The following is a 15186-nucleotide window of genomic DNA, read 5'->3' on the forward strand; positions in this document are numbered from 1 at the left end:
TGAAATTCGCCGGACAAACCACAATGGAATTAATCAGAACCTTACCACAGATGGCTGTTATTGGAGAGCTTATTAAAAAAGCAATTGACTTTACGGGAATGATCATCAATGAGCCTGATCCCGTGAAAGCGCAGGAAAAAGTGCTTAAAAATCTATTGGAAACAGCCAGGTTAACTGCCTTTGGCAAAGCCTATCAATTCAATGAGATCTTGGAAAGTGAGGATATCATAGCTGAATACCAATCCAGAATTCCCGTTCATGATTATGATAAAATGAACGCGGACTGGTGGCACTACCTGCTCGAAGGTCATCAGAATGTCACTTGGCCGGGTGGTCAGCAATACTTCGCATTGAGTAGCGGAACCACAAGCAACAGCAAGCATATCCCGGTGACCGACGATATGCTAGCGGCAATACGCAAAGCCGGAATTTCAGAAATTACAAATATCAATGCATTCAATCTGCCGGGTGACTTTTTTACAAAACAAATCTTAATGCTTGGCAGCAGCACTAGCCTGATTGAAAAAAACGATCATAAAGAAGGAGAAATAAGCGGAATAAGTGCGGCAAACCTGCCTACGTGGTTTGGCGGATTTTATAAACCGGGCCGCGAAATCGCAGGCATTTCCGATTGGGACGAAAAAATCAGAAAAATAGCGGAAGCAGCGGCAAGCTGGGATATAGGATGTATTTCAGGAATCCCTTCCTGGGTTGAGCTGATGCTAAAAGAGGTAATTAAATACCACAATATCAGCAATATACATGAAATTTGGCCCAATCTAATGGTTTATACAACTGGTGGCGTGGCTTTCGAACCTTACCGAAAAAGCCTGGAAAAACTTTTCGCACATCCACTTATTTACATTGATACTTACCTGGCTTCGGAAGGATTTATTGCTATCCAGAAACGTCCGGATACTTCTTCAATGGCATTGTTTCCGGACAATGGGATCTTTTACGAATTTGTACCCTTTCATGGGGATTCGGTAGACGAGGACGGGTTGGTAAGGCCCGGAGCGAAGGCCTACGCACTGGCTGATGCCGAGGAAAATGTGGAATATGTCCTGCTAATCTCAACGGTTTCCGGCGCCTGGAGGTATATGATCGGAGATACTGTAACTATTACGGATAAGGAAAAGGCAGAAATCAGGATTACCGGACGAACCAAGCACTTCCTGAATGTTGTGGGGTCGCAGCTTTCAGTCAATCAGATGAATGACGGTTTGCGGGTCGTTGAGAATGAATATGATATTGTTATCAAAGAGTTTATTGTAGCGGCTGTGCACCGGGACCAGGAATACATCCACAAATGGTTTTTAAGCTGCGACAAATTCCCTGACAAAATCAAAATAGCGGAGTCACTGGACAAAACTTTAAAAGAAAACAACAAAAACTACAATGTCGCAAGAAGCCGGGCATTGAAAGGGATTGAGGTGGAACTCATCCCCGAGGAGATTTTTTACAAATGGAGTGAAGAAACAAAGAAGCTTGGTGGGCAGGTAAAAATACCGAGGGTGATGAAAGAACCTGAATTTTTGGAATTTGCGGCCTTTGTCGAGAAAAACCTATGATCTTTTAGCTTGCGTTGCTTCCAGCTTCCGAACCTGTTCCACGATATCGTCTGGCGAAAGGTATAGGCGGGCAATCTTCCGCTTGTACTTCTCAGAAAGATTGGCGTGGTTGAGGATAAAACGCTTCGTTTGCAGGATGTAGCTTCCAAGGCCGTGGTTTACGGCATAGGTATCTGCCACTTTTTCTGCCTTTCGGACATATCTGGCCGAAAACAGGTAGCCCAACCCAAATCGCGCCATACCTGCTATCGTCCGACTCTGATAATCCATAATATGGCCTAGCTCGTGCCCCAGCCAGCCTATCATGATTTCAGTCGGTATCTTATGAATCGGTATAGCAGAAGTAGTCAGCCGAAACAGCGCGCTGATATTAATATTATATTCCCTTTTTGCCTTAAACATGGTATCAAACTTGGGCTGCGCCTGCATAACCGACTTTCTGATCTTTTGTTTAAATACAAAATGAATGCAGGTATTCTTTAACTCGGGATAAAATGACAAGGCTTTCAAAACCTCTTTTTCAATGACTTTGGGGATGGTTTTATTAGCTCTGAATGACATCAGGTCTCTTTCGGGCAATATATTCGGTGAGGTAGTTATCATACTGGGAAGGGCAATCCGAAGGTATAGCTCGGACGCACATTCTCTGTTTAAAAAATTGTTCCTAAGGTTATTCAAAAACCAACGGTTAACTCAATTCCTTAACTGCTTGACATCCAGCTTGCGGATGATTTCCTTTTTGCTGAATAAGAGTCGCCAGACAGCAAAAGGCATGGCCTGATTTTTCATGCACGCCTTACAAACCGGACTTTCCGCTCCAAGCGGCGCATTGTAAACCAGAAGCGTATCATTCAATTGCTGCAGGTTATCTCCGGCGGCCGACTTGTTTTTGGCACTGAAAAGATAAGCATCCAATATCTCCCGTTCCTTAATTGCGAGTTCCGGGTTTTTCAGGTCATTTATACCCAGCAGCTCAACTCTAACGCCATACTCTTTTTCCAGCGCAGCCACTACAGGAATTTTGCTAAAGTCTTTGCAAAGGCTGTCGGCTTGATCCGGATTTTTTCTGAGCCGCTCGTTAAGCGATTTCTCCGAAATCTGCGCAATCTTCTTGCCCCATTCATTTGCTGAATAAACCAGTTGTGTATTGGTGACACGCTTGATCTGCGACGCTTTGATTTCGTTATTGAGCTCCTTAGTATTCCCCACGCGGCCACCCGAATCACATCCGCTCAGCACGATAGCCATTAAAACAGCACTCAGGAGTCTTTTCATTTGATAGAATTTGGTTTCATAAGTATTGGGTCAGCACTTGAAATTCAAGGATACCTGCAATGGCCCGAAAATATTCATTTCCCTAAAATACGTATCTTTGTGGCCCAAAAGGCTCGTGCCAAAGATATCCATTCAAGATGATCGATAAATTAGAAGCTATAAAAGAACGTTTCGAAGAAGTTTCGCAACAAATCATACAACCTGAAATTGTATCGGATTCGGCCCGGTACTCCAAAATTAGCAAAGAATACAAGGATCTGGGAAAGATTGTTGAACAATACAATTTGTACCTGAAAATTCAGAAGGATATTGCCGGCACGAAAGAATTGATTGCTACCGAAAAGGACGAGGAGTTGAGAGAAATGGCCAAGGAAGAGCTCGACGAGCTGGCTCCCAAGCTGGAAGAACTGGAACAGTCTATCAAAGAGTTGTTAATCCCAAAAGACCCTAACGATAGCCGGAATATCATCCTGGAAATCAGGGGGGGGACCGGGGGGGACGAAGCAGCGATTTTCGCCGGGGATTTGTTCCGGATGTACCAGCGGTTTTTTGAAAAAATGGGCTGGCGGTCGTCTATCATGGATTTTACGGAGGGTACCAATGGCGGGTATAAAGAAATTATCTGTAAGGTAGAAGGTGAGGATGTTTATGGAAAAATGAAGTTCGAATCGGGTGTGCACCGGGTGCAGCGTGTCCCTCAGACAGAATCACAGGGCCGTATCCATACCTCGGCAGCATCGGTCGCCGTTTTGCCGGAAGCCGAAGAAGTCGACGTCCAAATCAATATGAATGATGTCCGCGTTGATACATTTCAATCATCCGGTGCCGGCGGACAATCTGTTAATACCACCTATTCTGCGGTTCGTCTGACGCACATTCCATCGGGACTTGTGGTCAGTTGCCAGGATGAACGTTCCCAATTAAAAAACAAGGACCGGGCACTCAGTGTTTTACGTTCGAGATTATATGAAATAAAACTGAAAGAGCACAACGATGCGATCAGTTCCCAGCGTAAGTCCATGGTTGGGAGCGGCGATCGCTCCGACAAAATCCGCACCTACAATTACCCGCAAAGCCGTATTACCGATCACCGGATTGGATACACAGTTTACAATCTGCCAGCCGTCATGGAGGGTGATATTGCCGAGTTTATTGAAAGACTGCGCATTGCCGAAAATGCCGAAAGGATGCAGGAGGGCGAAACGGTTTAGAACTTACTTGGCAGGATAAAGCTGAGTGTAAGTTTTTGCCTTGTAAGTTTCAAAGGCTTCCTTCTTATGATAATCGCCGCCGATGAAGGTGATGATCTGATGAAATTCCTTGGCTTTCAGATAGCCGGGCAATGGTTGGATCATGTTGAATTTATCATCCAAAAAAACAGTCGTGGGAAAACTGGGCTGATTGTTGGTAAGCGCTAAGGCTATTTCGTTGATACCCCTTCCGCCTTGGGCAAGATACTTGAAATGCTGATCGCCGAGTTCAATAGCCTCCTTTTGCTCCGCGTCGAGCTTCACTGCATAATATTTTTTATTGACGTAATCGACTACAGCTTTATTTTTGAAAGTCTCACGGTCCATTACTTTACACCAGCCACACCAATCGGTATATAAATCGATCATCACTTTCCGTGGCTCCTTCTGGATTTTCACATACGCCTCTTCAATTGTGAGCCACTGAATTTCCTCCGCAGGCCGATCGGAAGAATCGGACCGGAAGCCGGTCGAGATGCCCAGGGTCAAAAGGAGCAAAAATGAAGTGATCAGGAATGCTTTCATCATACTTTGATTTTCCAGCTAACAAGTTACTAAACAAAATAATTACTATTTAAGAATCAAAAGTCTAATTCCTCCTTTTCGCAAATGAAACAAGTATCCCACCTGCTATAATAAGCACCATTCCGATCAGCATTGAAATCGATGGAAACGATTCCCCCATCAAGAAACCAATCAGTACGGAAAAAAGAATATTGGAATAACCGACTGCTGCCACCCGGCCCGCCTTATCGAAGGTAAAAGATTGCGTAAGCATTTTTTGCCCCATCAGGGCAGTTAGTCCCAAGGCAAGAAAACCAAACCATTGCGTGGAGCGCTCCGGCCATTTGAATGTGCCAATCAGGAAGTCGAGGTTTTCTATCGGGTAATAAGTCCCTATCAGCATAGAAGCAACAGGCATCAGTATCCCGCTCAGCATAAAAGATAGTATGATGGCCCTCGTATCATATACTGCCCCCAATTGACGGATCGATAAGTAAGAAACCGCCGTAAGCAGCGCGTTACCCAAACCCAATGCATTATCTCTAAACGAAATGGAGAGGTCAGGGCGAAAAACAAACAAGATTCCGGTAAACCCGATGAAGATTGCCGTCCATTCCTTGGAATTTAAAGTTTCTCCGATAAGCAGCCAGGAAAACAGTGCAAGAAAAATGGGATAAGTGTATTGATAGGTGGAAGCCCTTCCTAATCCCAATGTCTGAATGGCATAAAAAAGCATATAGAGGGACAATGTACCCACCACGCCCCTGAAAATCAAAAGCCCAAGTTTCCCGCCTTGCTGCCGGAGTGGCCTGCGCAGGATGCTGGTAAATATAAAAACGACACCAACAATATTTCTAAAAAAAACGAGCTGTACAATGTGAAATTCCGATCCCAGCCACTTCGAAATCGCAGAAGTCAGTGCAAAGAAAAAAGCCGCTCCAAGCATTAAGTAGATGCCTTTTTGAGAGGAATTAACGGGGAGGTTTTCGGAGGTAGCAGCCAAAAAATTGAATTTTGGCCAAAGATAACGGATAATGCATAGAGTCTAAAATCAATTCAATTCCCTAACTTTGCGGCGTTTGGTGCCGAGGCTGATTCAAAACAGCCCTGAGGCTTAATAGGGAATTCCGTTGAACCGGAAGCTGTCCCCGCAACTGTAAGTCTGTAATCATTGACCCGATCTTCTTAGCCACTGTTTCATGTAAACGGGAAGGCACGGGATCAAAAGACGAGCCAGGAGACCTGCCAGCATATTGGATCTGAGTATTCTTCGGAGGAAAGACAACGGATCGTACGCTAATCCATTATAGCACTCAGGTGATCATCGACCGGATGTTTATTGTTATTTTTTGTGCGGGGGCAGGGCTTTTTCTGTCTGCTCGTGTCCATGCACAACGTGACACCATTCGTTTGGAACCTGTAACAGTCAGGGGTTTTGTACCGGAAAAATTCATGAGTGGCCTGACGATCCAGCGATTTGATTCTGCCGCGCTGGCTCAATACCAATTTCAAAATATCAGCAATCTGCTCTCGGCCTACACGCCTATAGCGTTTAAAAACTACGGCCCCGGACAACTCAACACAGCATCTTTCAGGGGTACTTCTGCAAACCATACGGCGGTTTTGTGGAATGGAGTCAATATTAATTCTCCTTCATTGGGACAAACAGACTTCTCGACCGTTCCCGTCATGGGGTTCGATAAACTGTCTGTGCAATATGGCTCTGCTGCCAGCGCGGTGGGGACAGACGCAGTTGGAGGAAGTATTTTACTGGAAAGTACACCTTTCGCCAACCGGTTGAATGTATCGATAGGCAGACAGCAGGAAAGCTTTGATAACAGCCAGACCCAGGTTTCAGCCAAATACGGCGCCTGGATAGGCAGCAAGTGGAAATTTTCCGGCAAGACGTCGGCCTACCACGGTGAAATGAGAAATCATTTTCCGTATTCCGAAAGAAGAAGTTATACAGTACTTGGCTCAGAGACGAGGCAGCAGGGAATAGTACAGGATTTGTTCTTTCAATCTAAAAATGAACAGGAAATATCAGCACATATTTGGGTGACAAGCAACCGGCTGACCTTAACGCCGAACGATATGGCAGGCCGCGAGCTCACACTAACCGAGGCATATCGAACGATGCTCCGGTACAGAATACGGAGTTTAACATGGAGGACATCCTGGGTTCGGGACATCATCGACTATGCCAAAGGCGATTTCACCCATCCCGACCATGCGTTGACCGACAAATTTTCCAATCGGGTCGAAAAGGATTTCCAATGGCCTCTGGGAAAAGCAAAAAATGATCTGCAAATAAAAGCTGGCGGCGAATGGACCCATTATCGGGCACTGATTGCGGGCTATCGTGAGCCAGTCATCACGGAGAACAGAGGAGACCTTTTTTTGCTGACACGCTGGCAACCTGCATCCCGCCTATTGGTCTCAGCAAACATCAGGCAGGCATTGATAACCAGGTACAACCCGCCTTTCACGCCATCACTGGGGCTTGAATACCAGTTATTACGGCAAGCGGCCTACGCGCTTAAACTGAAAGCTTCGTACGCCAGAAGTTACCGGGTGCCGACTTTAAATGAACGCTATTGGAAAGACCTTGGTAATCCTGATATCAAACCCGAAACCGCTTGGAATAAGGAAATTGGCCTGGAACAACATTACCAGATGAATGACAGGCAATATTTGACAACTTCCGTAACCACCTACCACAATCGGGTTAAAAACTGGACTTACTGGAATCCGGTGAAGAGCTACCATGTTGAGAACTTGCAGCAGGTACTCGCTAGGGGATTTGAATTACAATTGGGATGGCGCAATAACGATCAGCCATGGATGTCAGGGGCTGATGTCGGATATGCATTTAATCGAAGCACACAGGAGAAAGCATACGATGCCTACTCCTCCGATGTAATCGGAAAGCAACTGGTTTTTGTACCCAAGAACTCCGGAAATATCAATGCATTTATTCAGTACAAAAGCACCCGGCTCACTGCGCAGGTACAGACCATAAGCAGGCGTTTCAGCACCTTCGACAACTCGCAGTATCTGCCCGGTTATACGCTCGCAAATCTATTGGCCGAAACAACCTTTTTGTGGAGCAGGGTTTCCATGCGATTACAGGGCCAAGTGAACAACGTCGCCAATGCCTTTTACCTCAATGTAAGAAACAATGCGATGCCGGGAAGAAGCTTCTTGGTAAGCCTGATTGTAAATTATCATTCCAGGTCCGCTATCACCCCGACCCGTAAAAGAGCTTTTTAATAGTCCAAAGTCCCGTTTTAAAGGGCAAAAATCTTTCTAAAATCAATTAAACAAACATGAAAAAACAACTTACCCGATTAGCAGCATCATTATTAGTCATATTAGCATGGTCTTGTAACCAAAGTGACCCTGATCCTAAGGGCGATTATGTGAGCGGTGTTTTTGTCATCAATGAAGGCAATTTTTCCCAGAATAACGGCGCCGTGTCCTTTTTGAAAAGAGAACAGAACGCCGCCGAAGCAGACATTTTTTCAAAAGTTAATGGAACAGCCTTGAAGGGCGGTGTACAAGGTTATGCTACCGCTGGCGAACAGGGCTTAATATTGGTCGACAACTCTGCGGTTGGTCAGGACAAAGTGGAAATTGTGAATGCAAATACATTTGCCAGCGAGGGTACTATCGGATCCCCTGACATTGAAAACCCTCGCGAAATTGTCACAGTGGGGGTCAACAAGGCTTACGTCTCCTGCTGGGGCACAAATGCTGACTACTCCTATAAAACCGGATACATTGCAGTGATTGATTTGACAACCAAAAAGGTTACAAAGAAAATTGATATCCTGAGCGGCCCTGAAAACCTGGTTTACAGCAATGGAAAACTTTTTGTCGGGACTGTTTCTTATGGGGGCGGAAAATCACTCACAGTGATCAATACCTCCACGGACGAAGTGGCAAAAACAGTTGTTCTGGATGGTCCGGTGACACCGATCGGCATTGATGCAAATGGTAAACTATGGGCGGGTGCCGGATTAAAGGCGGTGAAAATCAACACGGATACCTATGTTGCTGAAACTTCGCTTGCCATAGGTACTGATGCTTCCAAATCTGCAGGGAACTTTGCGATGAGCTCCGATTTGAAAACCATTTTCTTTGTCCTTTCTTACTTCGACGCCAACTACGTCAGCCACGGTGAAACTTACAAATTCGGCGTTACAGATTCGCAAATCAATGTGACTACCCCTGTTATCAAGCGTTATTTCTCAGGATTATCAGTTGATCCGGCCCAGAGTTTAATTTACGCTGCTGTAACACCGTCTTACGCACAAGCCGGATATGCAATCCGCTATCGTGCCGATGGGACACTGGTGGATTCTATTAAGGTAGGTGTTGCCCCAACTGGTTTTGTTTTCAAATAAAAAAGGCAAGCCTCCTGGAGATCCGGGAGGCTTGCCTTTTATTGATATCTTAAAACCCTACTTGAAAAATCCCTGCGGATCCGGCATTTTAGCTTTTAGTAGCTCTACAAAATCCAGGTTCAATTGCGAGAAATCCAGTGATCTGCCCTTGTGCAGGTGCTCCCATGATTTATCCAATTCATTGAGGTTGTAATGTAACAATGCCAGATTGTATTGCCCCAAAGCATAAGTTGAATCTATTGTAGTAGCCCTTTTCAGCAATTCCGCTGCTTCATCCAATTCTTCCTTACGACTCGTAATTGCATACAACTTCAAATCAACAGTCGACAAGTCCACTAAGAGCGGAACATTCTCTCCTTGCAGGCTTATTCCCTTGTTCAGCATTCGCTTGGCATCCACCCAGTTTTCTCTCTGGTAAGAAACGACACCCAAACCCCAGTAAGCTTCCACATTTTTATCGTTCAGTAACTGGGCCAGGTTGAACCTATAGCAAGCAGTATCCAATGAACCTTCCTGTAAATATTCCCAGGCACGGGTTGCAAAAAAGCTGCTGGCTTCTGTACGGCTGGAGAATGACTTGTCACACTCGCTGAGAAATTTTATCTCCTCGTCGATTTGCTCCGAGGTTTTGCTGATCTCCCCAAACAAGGGAAGTATACGTCTTTCTTTGAGTTCGAGCGGCTTCTTTGAAGTAACATTTGTGTCCGAGTTCGGACCGGCGCTCGCGAGATGGGTGTTTTGAGCCAAGCCAATTGCGGGTGTTATAATAGCAAGCCAAACAACAACAAAATCTTTCATAAATGACTTAAAAATAGAGAAACAGGTTTTCTATTGTCCAAGTTAAACGGTTTTGTTTAAATAGTATTGCATTATTTTCTTTTACTTCTTCCGTGCCCATTCCGGCGGTTTTGGTTACCTTTTTCGGTGTACTTTTGAGCAGGCCTGTATACCTTTTTCTTCTCATGAAATGCCCCCAGAAAGGTCGGATCTTCCTTCCTTTTTTGATTATCTATTTCCCTTAACATGTCCTGACGTTCGCTCACTGGCGTCGGTGTAATTTCTACATCGTCAGGTAATTCTTTCCGAGGAATTTCCATGCGGATCATCTTTTCGATCTTCGCGATGTGATATTCATCTGCCATCGTCATAAAAGTGATTGCCTCCCCCACATGATTGGCCCTGCCGGTGCGACCGATACGATGTACATAATCCTCATAGATCAAGGGAACATCGAAATTAACCACATGACTCACTTCAGTAATGTCAATTCCGCGCGCGACAACGTCAGTGGCGACCATCACCCGTACATCTCCTGCTCTGAAAGCATCCATTGCGTTAATCCTGGTATTCTGTCCCTTATTGGCATGGATCACCCTCAACTCATTTTCACGGACAACAGTTTCCAGTAAATTCTGGTGTACCAAACCTGCTACCTCCCGGCTTCTCGTAAAAACAAGTACGCGTTTGAATGTCTCGCGATCACGGAGAAGACAACTCAGGAGATTGATTTTTGTGCGAAAATTGGGTACTTCATACAGAGATTGGGAAACCATTTCAGCGGTAGTGGCCGAAGGCGTAACTTCAATTCTTGTGGGAAATTCGAGGAACTCCTGAGATAACCTCTCTACTTTTTCAGAGAAGGTTGCCGAGAACAGCATATTCTGCCGCTTGCGAGGTATGATTTCAAGAAGCTTACGGATTTGAGGCATGAAGCCCATATCCATCATTTTGTCAGCCTCATCAAGCACCATTACATTCAGGTGCTTTACGATCACTTCTTCCTGGAAATACAGGTCCATAAACCTGCCAGGGGTCGCCACGATGATATCCACCCCTTTTCTGACAGCCTCAATCTGTGTTTTGGGACCGACACCGCCATAAAGGACAACTGTCCGGATATCGGTATATTTGCTAAGCTGATTAATCGCCTCAGAAATTTGCATCGCCAGTTCTCGTGTAGGAGCCATGACCAACGCCCTGGGATGTTCGCCCTGGGCGTATTTGATGCGCATTAATAAGGGTAACGTATAGGCAGCGGTTTTGCCCGTCCCTGTCTGGGCGATGCCCAAAATATCCTGCCCGGCCAATGCAAGCGGTATCGCCTGCTCCTGGATCGGGGTAGGCTCCGTGTATCCTGCTTCTTCAATGGCGTTGAGTAACTGGCGGTTAAGCTTGAACTGCTCAAATTTGTTTTGCGTGGTTTGCATTCCGCAAAGGTACAAAAACTAAAATAGCAGTCAGTCGTTATACTTTGGCAACCTCTTCCACCATTTCTGCAGAACCGATATATATCGGTGATCTCTGGTGAAATGACTCCGGAGTAATGTCAAGAATACAGCCAAAGCCGTCACTGGCCTTACCTCCTGATTTTTCCACGATGAAAGCCAAGGGATAACATTCATATAACAAGCGAAGCTTACCTTTTGGGTCTTTTTTGGTTGAAGGATACATATAAATACCCCCTTTCAACAGATTCCGGTGAAAGTCTCCGACCAGCGAGCCTATATATCTTGCATTGAAATTGCTGGATTTACAATTGGACACATATTTTTGGACAAATGTGGGATAGCTGTTGTAATGCCCTTCGTTTACCGAATAAATGTTCCCCTTAACCGGGCAGCAGATATTTTTGTGGGACAATATAAATTCCCCCAGCGAATGGTCAAAAGTAAAACCGTTTACGCCGTCTCCAGTAGAATACACCAGCATGGTCGACGACCCGTACAGGATGTAGCCTGCGGCAATCTGCTTTCTGCCACCCTGCAAAAAATCCTCCATGGCCGCCGGTTCATTAATAGGCGTGACCCGCCGATAAATTGAAAAGATCGTCCCAATCGAAACATTCACATCGATATTGGAAGAGCCATCGAGCGGATCCATGGCCACAACGTACTTGCCGTGGTTGTTTCCAGTATGGATAATATCCTCATCTTCTTCCGAAAGGATCGCACAAACCTCGCCGCCATTTTTCAAAGCCCGGATAAAGCGGATATTGGCTACAATATCGAGCTTCTGCTGGTTCTCCCCCTGCACGTTCTCTGTACCATTACCCCCGGCGATGTCGATGAGCCCTGCCCGGTTGATCTCGCGGTTGATAATCTTTCCCGCCAATGCAATGTCGCGCAATAATTGGGAGAGTTCTCCGGTCGCATAAGGAAAGGCACTTTGGCTGTGCATGATAAACCTGTCTAATGTAACACCGACGGGCAATGCAAGTTCCTGGGCTGTTTTCGTATTCATGGGGCGTTGAGCAAGTGTTTGAATAGTGAAATTTACGCCTTCATTTAGTACAATTCCTAGCGCTGCGAGCAATTAAATTTTTTTAAAAACTAATATAATTATATATCAATTTAATAATCAATTAATCCTAAGGGTGAATGAGTTATAGCCTCGTCGGTTTGTACTTTTTATATTTTGCCAAAAAGTAAAAAAATAAAAAGCACAGGATAGATTCCTGTGCTTTTTTTATTATGACACAAATTTTGAACTTAGTTCAGACGGGCCAATGCTTCTCTTAAAGTTTCCATTTTCGCTTCCGCATCAGCTTGTTTTTGCCGCTCTTTTTCAACGACATCGCCTTTCGCATTTTGGACAAAACGCTCGTTCGATAGCTTCTTCATCACCGAATTCAGAAAGCCCTGGGTATAGGCAAGTTCCTTTTCAAGGTTCTCTTTTTCCGATTCCACGTCAACTTCTCCCTCGAGGTTAACAAAAAATTCATCCGATTTCACTCTGAACGATGTCCCCTCACCCTCTCCTGTTATATAGGAAATGGTTTCAACATTCGCCAGCTTGACAATTAATGAAGACAGCATGTCGTAACGTTCCTTTGATTCCGTTCTGATAGCAAGGGGCAATGCGATCTTGGGACTGATGTTCTTTGCATTGCGAATGTTACGTATGGATGACACCAGCTCGAAAAAAATGTCGAAATCATTCAATAGTGCCTGGTTGATTTCTTGTGCCTGCGGGAAGTGAGCAATGCAAATGGAATCATTCGCTTCACGTTCTATGATATTTTGCCAGATTTCTTCACTGATGAATGGCATGAACGGATGAAGTAGCCGCATTTGTCTGTCGAAAAAGTCAAGTGTCGAGTCGTAAGTGTTCAAATCGATCGGCTGCTCGAAACCAGGCTTGATCATTTCCAGATATTGCGCACAAAAGTCATCCCAGATCAGCTTATACACCGCATTCAATGCGTCCGAAATACGGAATTTAGAAAAATGGTCGTGTACCTCTGCCAGTGTCTGGTTGAGTTTGCTTTCAAACCATTGGATACCGAGCGCAGAACCGTCGGGCTGTGGTATTTCGCTATCCACTGTCCAGCCTTTGACCAGCCGGAATGCATTCCATATTTTATTTCCAAAATTCCTGCCTTGTTCCACCAGCTTTTCATCATAAGGCAGATCATTTCCGGCCTGTGAGCTAAAAAGCATGCCCGTACGGATACTGTCAGCACCATATTGCTCAATCAGATCAATTGGATCAGGCGAATTACCTAGTGATTTGGACATTTTTCTGCCCTGCTTATCCCTGACAATGCCGGTAAGATAAACATTTTTAAAAGGATAAGTACCTCTGTATTCATATCCTGCAATGATCATCCGTGCCACCCAGAAAAACAGAATTTCGGGGGCAGTTACCAAATCATTGGTGGGGTAATAATATTTTATATCTTCATTATCAGGCTCTTTAATACCATTGAAAACAGAAATAGGCCAGAGCCAGGACGAAAACCATGTGTCAAGTACATCCGGGTCTTGGGTAATATCTTCTTCCGTCAGGGCAAAAAGCTGGTATTCATGCTGGGCTTTCCGCAGTGCCTCCCTCTTTGACTTAGCAATAATGACAGTGCCGTCATTAAGGTAATAAGCGGGAATACGATGACCCCACCAAAGCTGGCGGCTAATGTTCCAATCCCTCACATTCTCCATCCAATGCCGGTATGTATTCTTAAATTTCGGCGGAAGCAACTGCACGGTATCATTCATCACGTTCTCTAAAGCCGGTTTGCTAATCTTCTCCATTTTGAGAAACCATTGCTCCGAAAGTCTGGGTTCGATCACAGAATTGGTCCGTTCCGAATGCCCCACATTGGATTTATATTCCTCCGTTTTGATCAGGTTGCCAGATTCTTCAAGTAATTTGATGATTTTCTTGCGGGCAATGAAACGATCCTCCCCGACCAGGATTTGTGCCTTGTCATTCAGTGTACCGTCTTCATTGAGCAGATCAATCATGGGAAGGTCATGCCTCTTACCCAACTCGTAGTCATTGGTATCGTGGGCGGGAGTCACTTTTAAACATCCTGTTCCGAATTCCATTTCCACGTAATCGTCCGCAATGATGGGGATGGCGCGGTTGATTAACGGAATAGCAACCAGCTGCCCAATCAAATGCTGATAGCGTTCGTCACCAGGATTAACACAAATCGCCACATCGGCCATGATGGTCTCAGGGCGTGTGGTTGCTATCACAATACCCTCTTCCCCGGTGCCACCGTTTTTGTTAACCAAAGGATATTTGAGATAAACCAGCTTCTGATTGACCTCTTTCATGATTACTTCCTCGTCGGAGACCGTTGTACGCGCCTGTGGGTCCCAGTTCACCATCCGATGTCCCCGGTATATATCTCCTTTGTTATAAAGGTCAATAAAAACGTCGATAACCGAGTCGTAAAGGTCCGGCTCCATGGTAAAACGGGTACGGTCCCAATCACAGGAAGCACCCAGCTTGCGAAGTTGTTTCAGGATGATACCGCCATACTTATGAGTCCATTCCCAGCAATATTCCAAAAATTCGTCACGGGTAAGATCACGCTTGTTGATCCCCCGTTCTTTGAGCATTGCAACCACTTTAGCTTCCGTAGCAATAGAAGCATGGTCGGTACCAGGTACCCAGCATGCCTCTTTTCCCTCCATACGCGCTTTGCGAACCAGGATATCCTGGATCGTATTATTGAGCATATGCCCCATGTGCAGCACGCCAGTGACGTTTGGCGGAGGAATTACAATGGTGTAGGGTTCCTTATCAGGATTTGGCTTCGACTGGAAGAATTTGTTATCGATCCAATAGGAATACCATTTATCCTCTATCTCCTGGGGGGCGTATGTCTTGGAAATCATTGTAGTCAGAAATTTATCTACAACCGGCGACCGGTCATCTTAAAAAGAC

The 15186-nt window shown here is 45.2% G+C and carries 12 protein-coding genes and 1 riboswitch; of the genes, 4 read left to right on the top strand and 8 right to left on the bottom strand.

What is annotated here, in order from left to right:
* Positions 1-50: 50 nt before the first annotated feature.
* The gene (locus AC1XUF_RS24990; RefSeq protein ID WP_483344675.1) at positions 51-1571 is read left to right on the top strand and encodes a GH3 family acyl-acid amido synthetase; all 1521 of its coding nucleotides are present in this window, start codon (positions 51-53) and stop codon (positions 1569-1571) included.
* Here AC1XUF_RS24990 and AC1XUF_RS24995 read toward each other — a convergent pair.
* Together AC1XUF_RS24995 and AC1XUF_RS25000 are read right to left on the bottom strand one after the other, a co-directional pair.
* Positions 1566-2174 carry a hypothetical protein gene (locus tag AC1XUF_RS24995; protein ID WP_483344586.1) on the bottom strand — a complete coding sequence of 203 codons (609 nt, stop codon included), beginning with the start codon at positions 2172-2174 and terminating at the stop codon, positions 1566-1568. The genes AC1XUF_RS24990 and AC1XUF_RS24995 overlap by 6 nt on opposite strands.
* A gap of 90 nt (positions 2175-2264) precedes the next feature.
* Entirely contained in the window at positions 2265-2846 is a 582-nt protein-coding gene (locus AC1XUF_RS25000; protein WP_483344587.1) for a hypothetical protein, read from the bottom strand.
* Positions 2847-2983: 137 nt separating this feature from the next.
* Between AC1XUF_RS25000 and prfA the strand changes: the two genes are divergently transcribed.
* Positions 2984-4057 (top strand): peptide chain release factor 1, encoded by a 1074-nt coding sequence (gene prfA, locus AC1XUF_RS25005; protein WP_483344588.1) that lies wholly within the window; start codon positions 2984-2986, stop codon positions 4055-4057.
* 3 nt (positions 4058-4060) lie between these two features.
* Here prfA and AC1XUF_RS25010 read toward each other — a convergent pair whose 3' ends face one another.
* Both AC1XUF_RS25010 and AC1XUF_RS25015 read right to left on the bottom strand, forming a co-directional pair.
* A complete protein-coding gene (locus AC1XUF_RS25010) occupies positions 4061-4624 on the bottom strand; it encodes a thioredoxin family protein (protein ID WP_483344589.1) in 564 nt (187 codons plus the stop codon).
* A gap of 61 nt (positions 4625-4685) precedes the next feature.
* The gene (locus tag AC1XUF_RS25015; RefSeq protein WP_483344590.1) at positions 4686-5603 is read right to left on the bottom strand and encodes a DMT family transporter; all 918 of its coding nucleotides are present in this window, start codon (positions 5601-5603) and stop codon (positions 4686-4688) included.
* Between the two features lie 60 nt (positions 5604-5663).
* Positions 5664-5864, top strand: a riboswitch (cobalamin riboswitch).
* A 68-nt stretch (positions 5865-5932) separates the two neighbouring features.
* Between AC1XUF_RS25015 and AC1XUF_RS25020 the strand changes: the two genes are divergently transcribed.
* The gene (locus AC1XUF_RS25020) at positions 5933-7873 is read left to right on the top strand and encodes a TonB-dependent receptor plug domain-containing protein (RefSeq protein ID WP_483344591.1); all 1941 of its coding nucleotides are present in this window, start codon (positions 5933-5935) and stop codon (positions 7871-7873) included.
* A gap of 56 nt (positions 7874-7929) precedes the next feature.
* The gene (locus AC1XUF_RS25025; RefSeq protein ID WP_483344592.1) at positions 7930-9009 is read left to right on the top strand and encodes a YncE family protein; all 1080 of its coding nucleotides are present in this window, start codon (positions 7930-7932) and stop codon (positions 9007-9009) included.
* 57 nt (positions 9010-9066) lie between these two features.
* Here AC1XUF_RS25025 and AC1XUF_RS25030 read toward each other — a convergent pair whose 3' ends face one another.
* From AC1XUF_RS25030 to AC1XUF_RS25045, 4 genes are all read right to left on the bottom strand, one after another.
* On the bottom strand, positions 9067-9807 hold the full coding sequence (locus AC1XUF_RS25030; protein WP_483344593.1) for a tetratricopeptide repeat protein: 741 nt from the start codon (positions 9805-9807) through the stop codon (positions 9067-9069).
* Positions 9808-9878: 71 nt separating this feature from the next.
* Complete coding sequence (locus AC1XUF_RS25035) at positions 9879-11216, bottom strand: DEAD/DEAH box helicase (RefSeq protein ID WP_483344594.1); 1338 nt, start codon at positions 11214-11216, stop codon at positions 9879-9881.
* A 37-nt stretch (positions 11217-11253) separates the two neighbouring features.
* Positions 11254-12249 carry a class 1 fructose-bisphosphatase gene (fbp, locus tag AC1XUF_RS25040; RefSeq protein ID WP_483344595.1) on the bottom strand — a complete coding sequence of 332 codons (996 nt, stop codon included), beginning with the start codon at positions 12247-12249 and terminating at the stop codon, positions 11254-11256.
* A gap of 248 nt (positions 12250-12497) precedes the next feature.
* Positions 12498-15137 (bottom strand): valine--tRNA ligase, encoded by a 2640-nt coding sequence (locus tag AC1XUF_RS25045; RefSeq protein WP_483344596.1) that lies wholly within the window; start codon positions 15135-15137, stop codon positions 12498-12500.
* Positions 15138-15186 lie beyond the last annotated feature (49 nt).

The organism is Dyadobacter sp. HNCC25DJ185 (assembly GCF_056895195.1).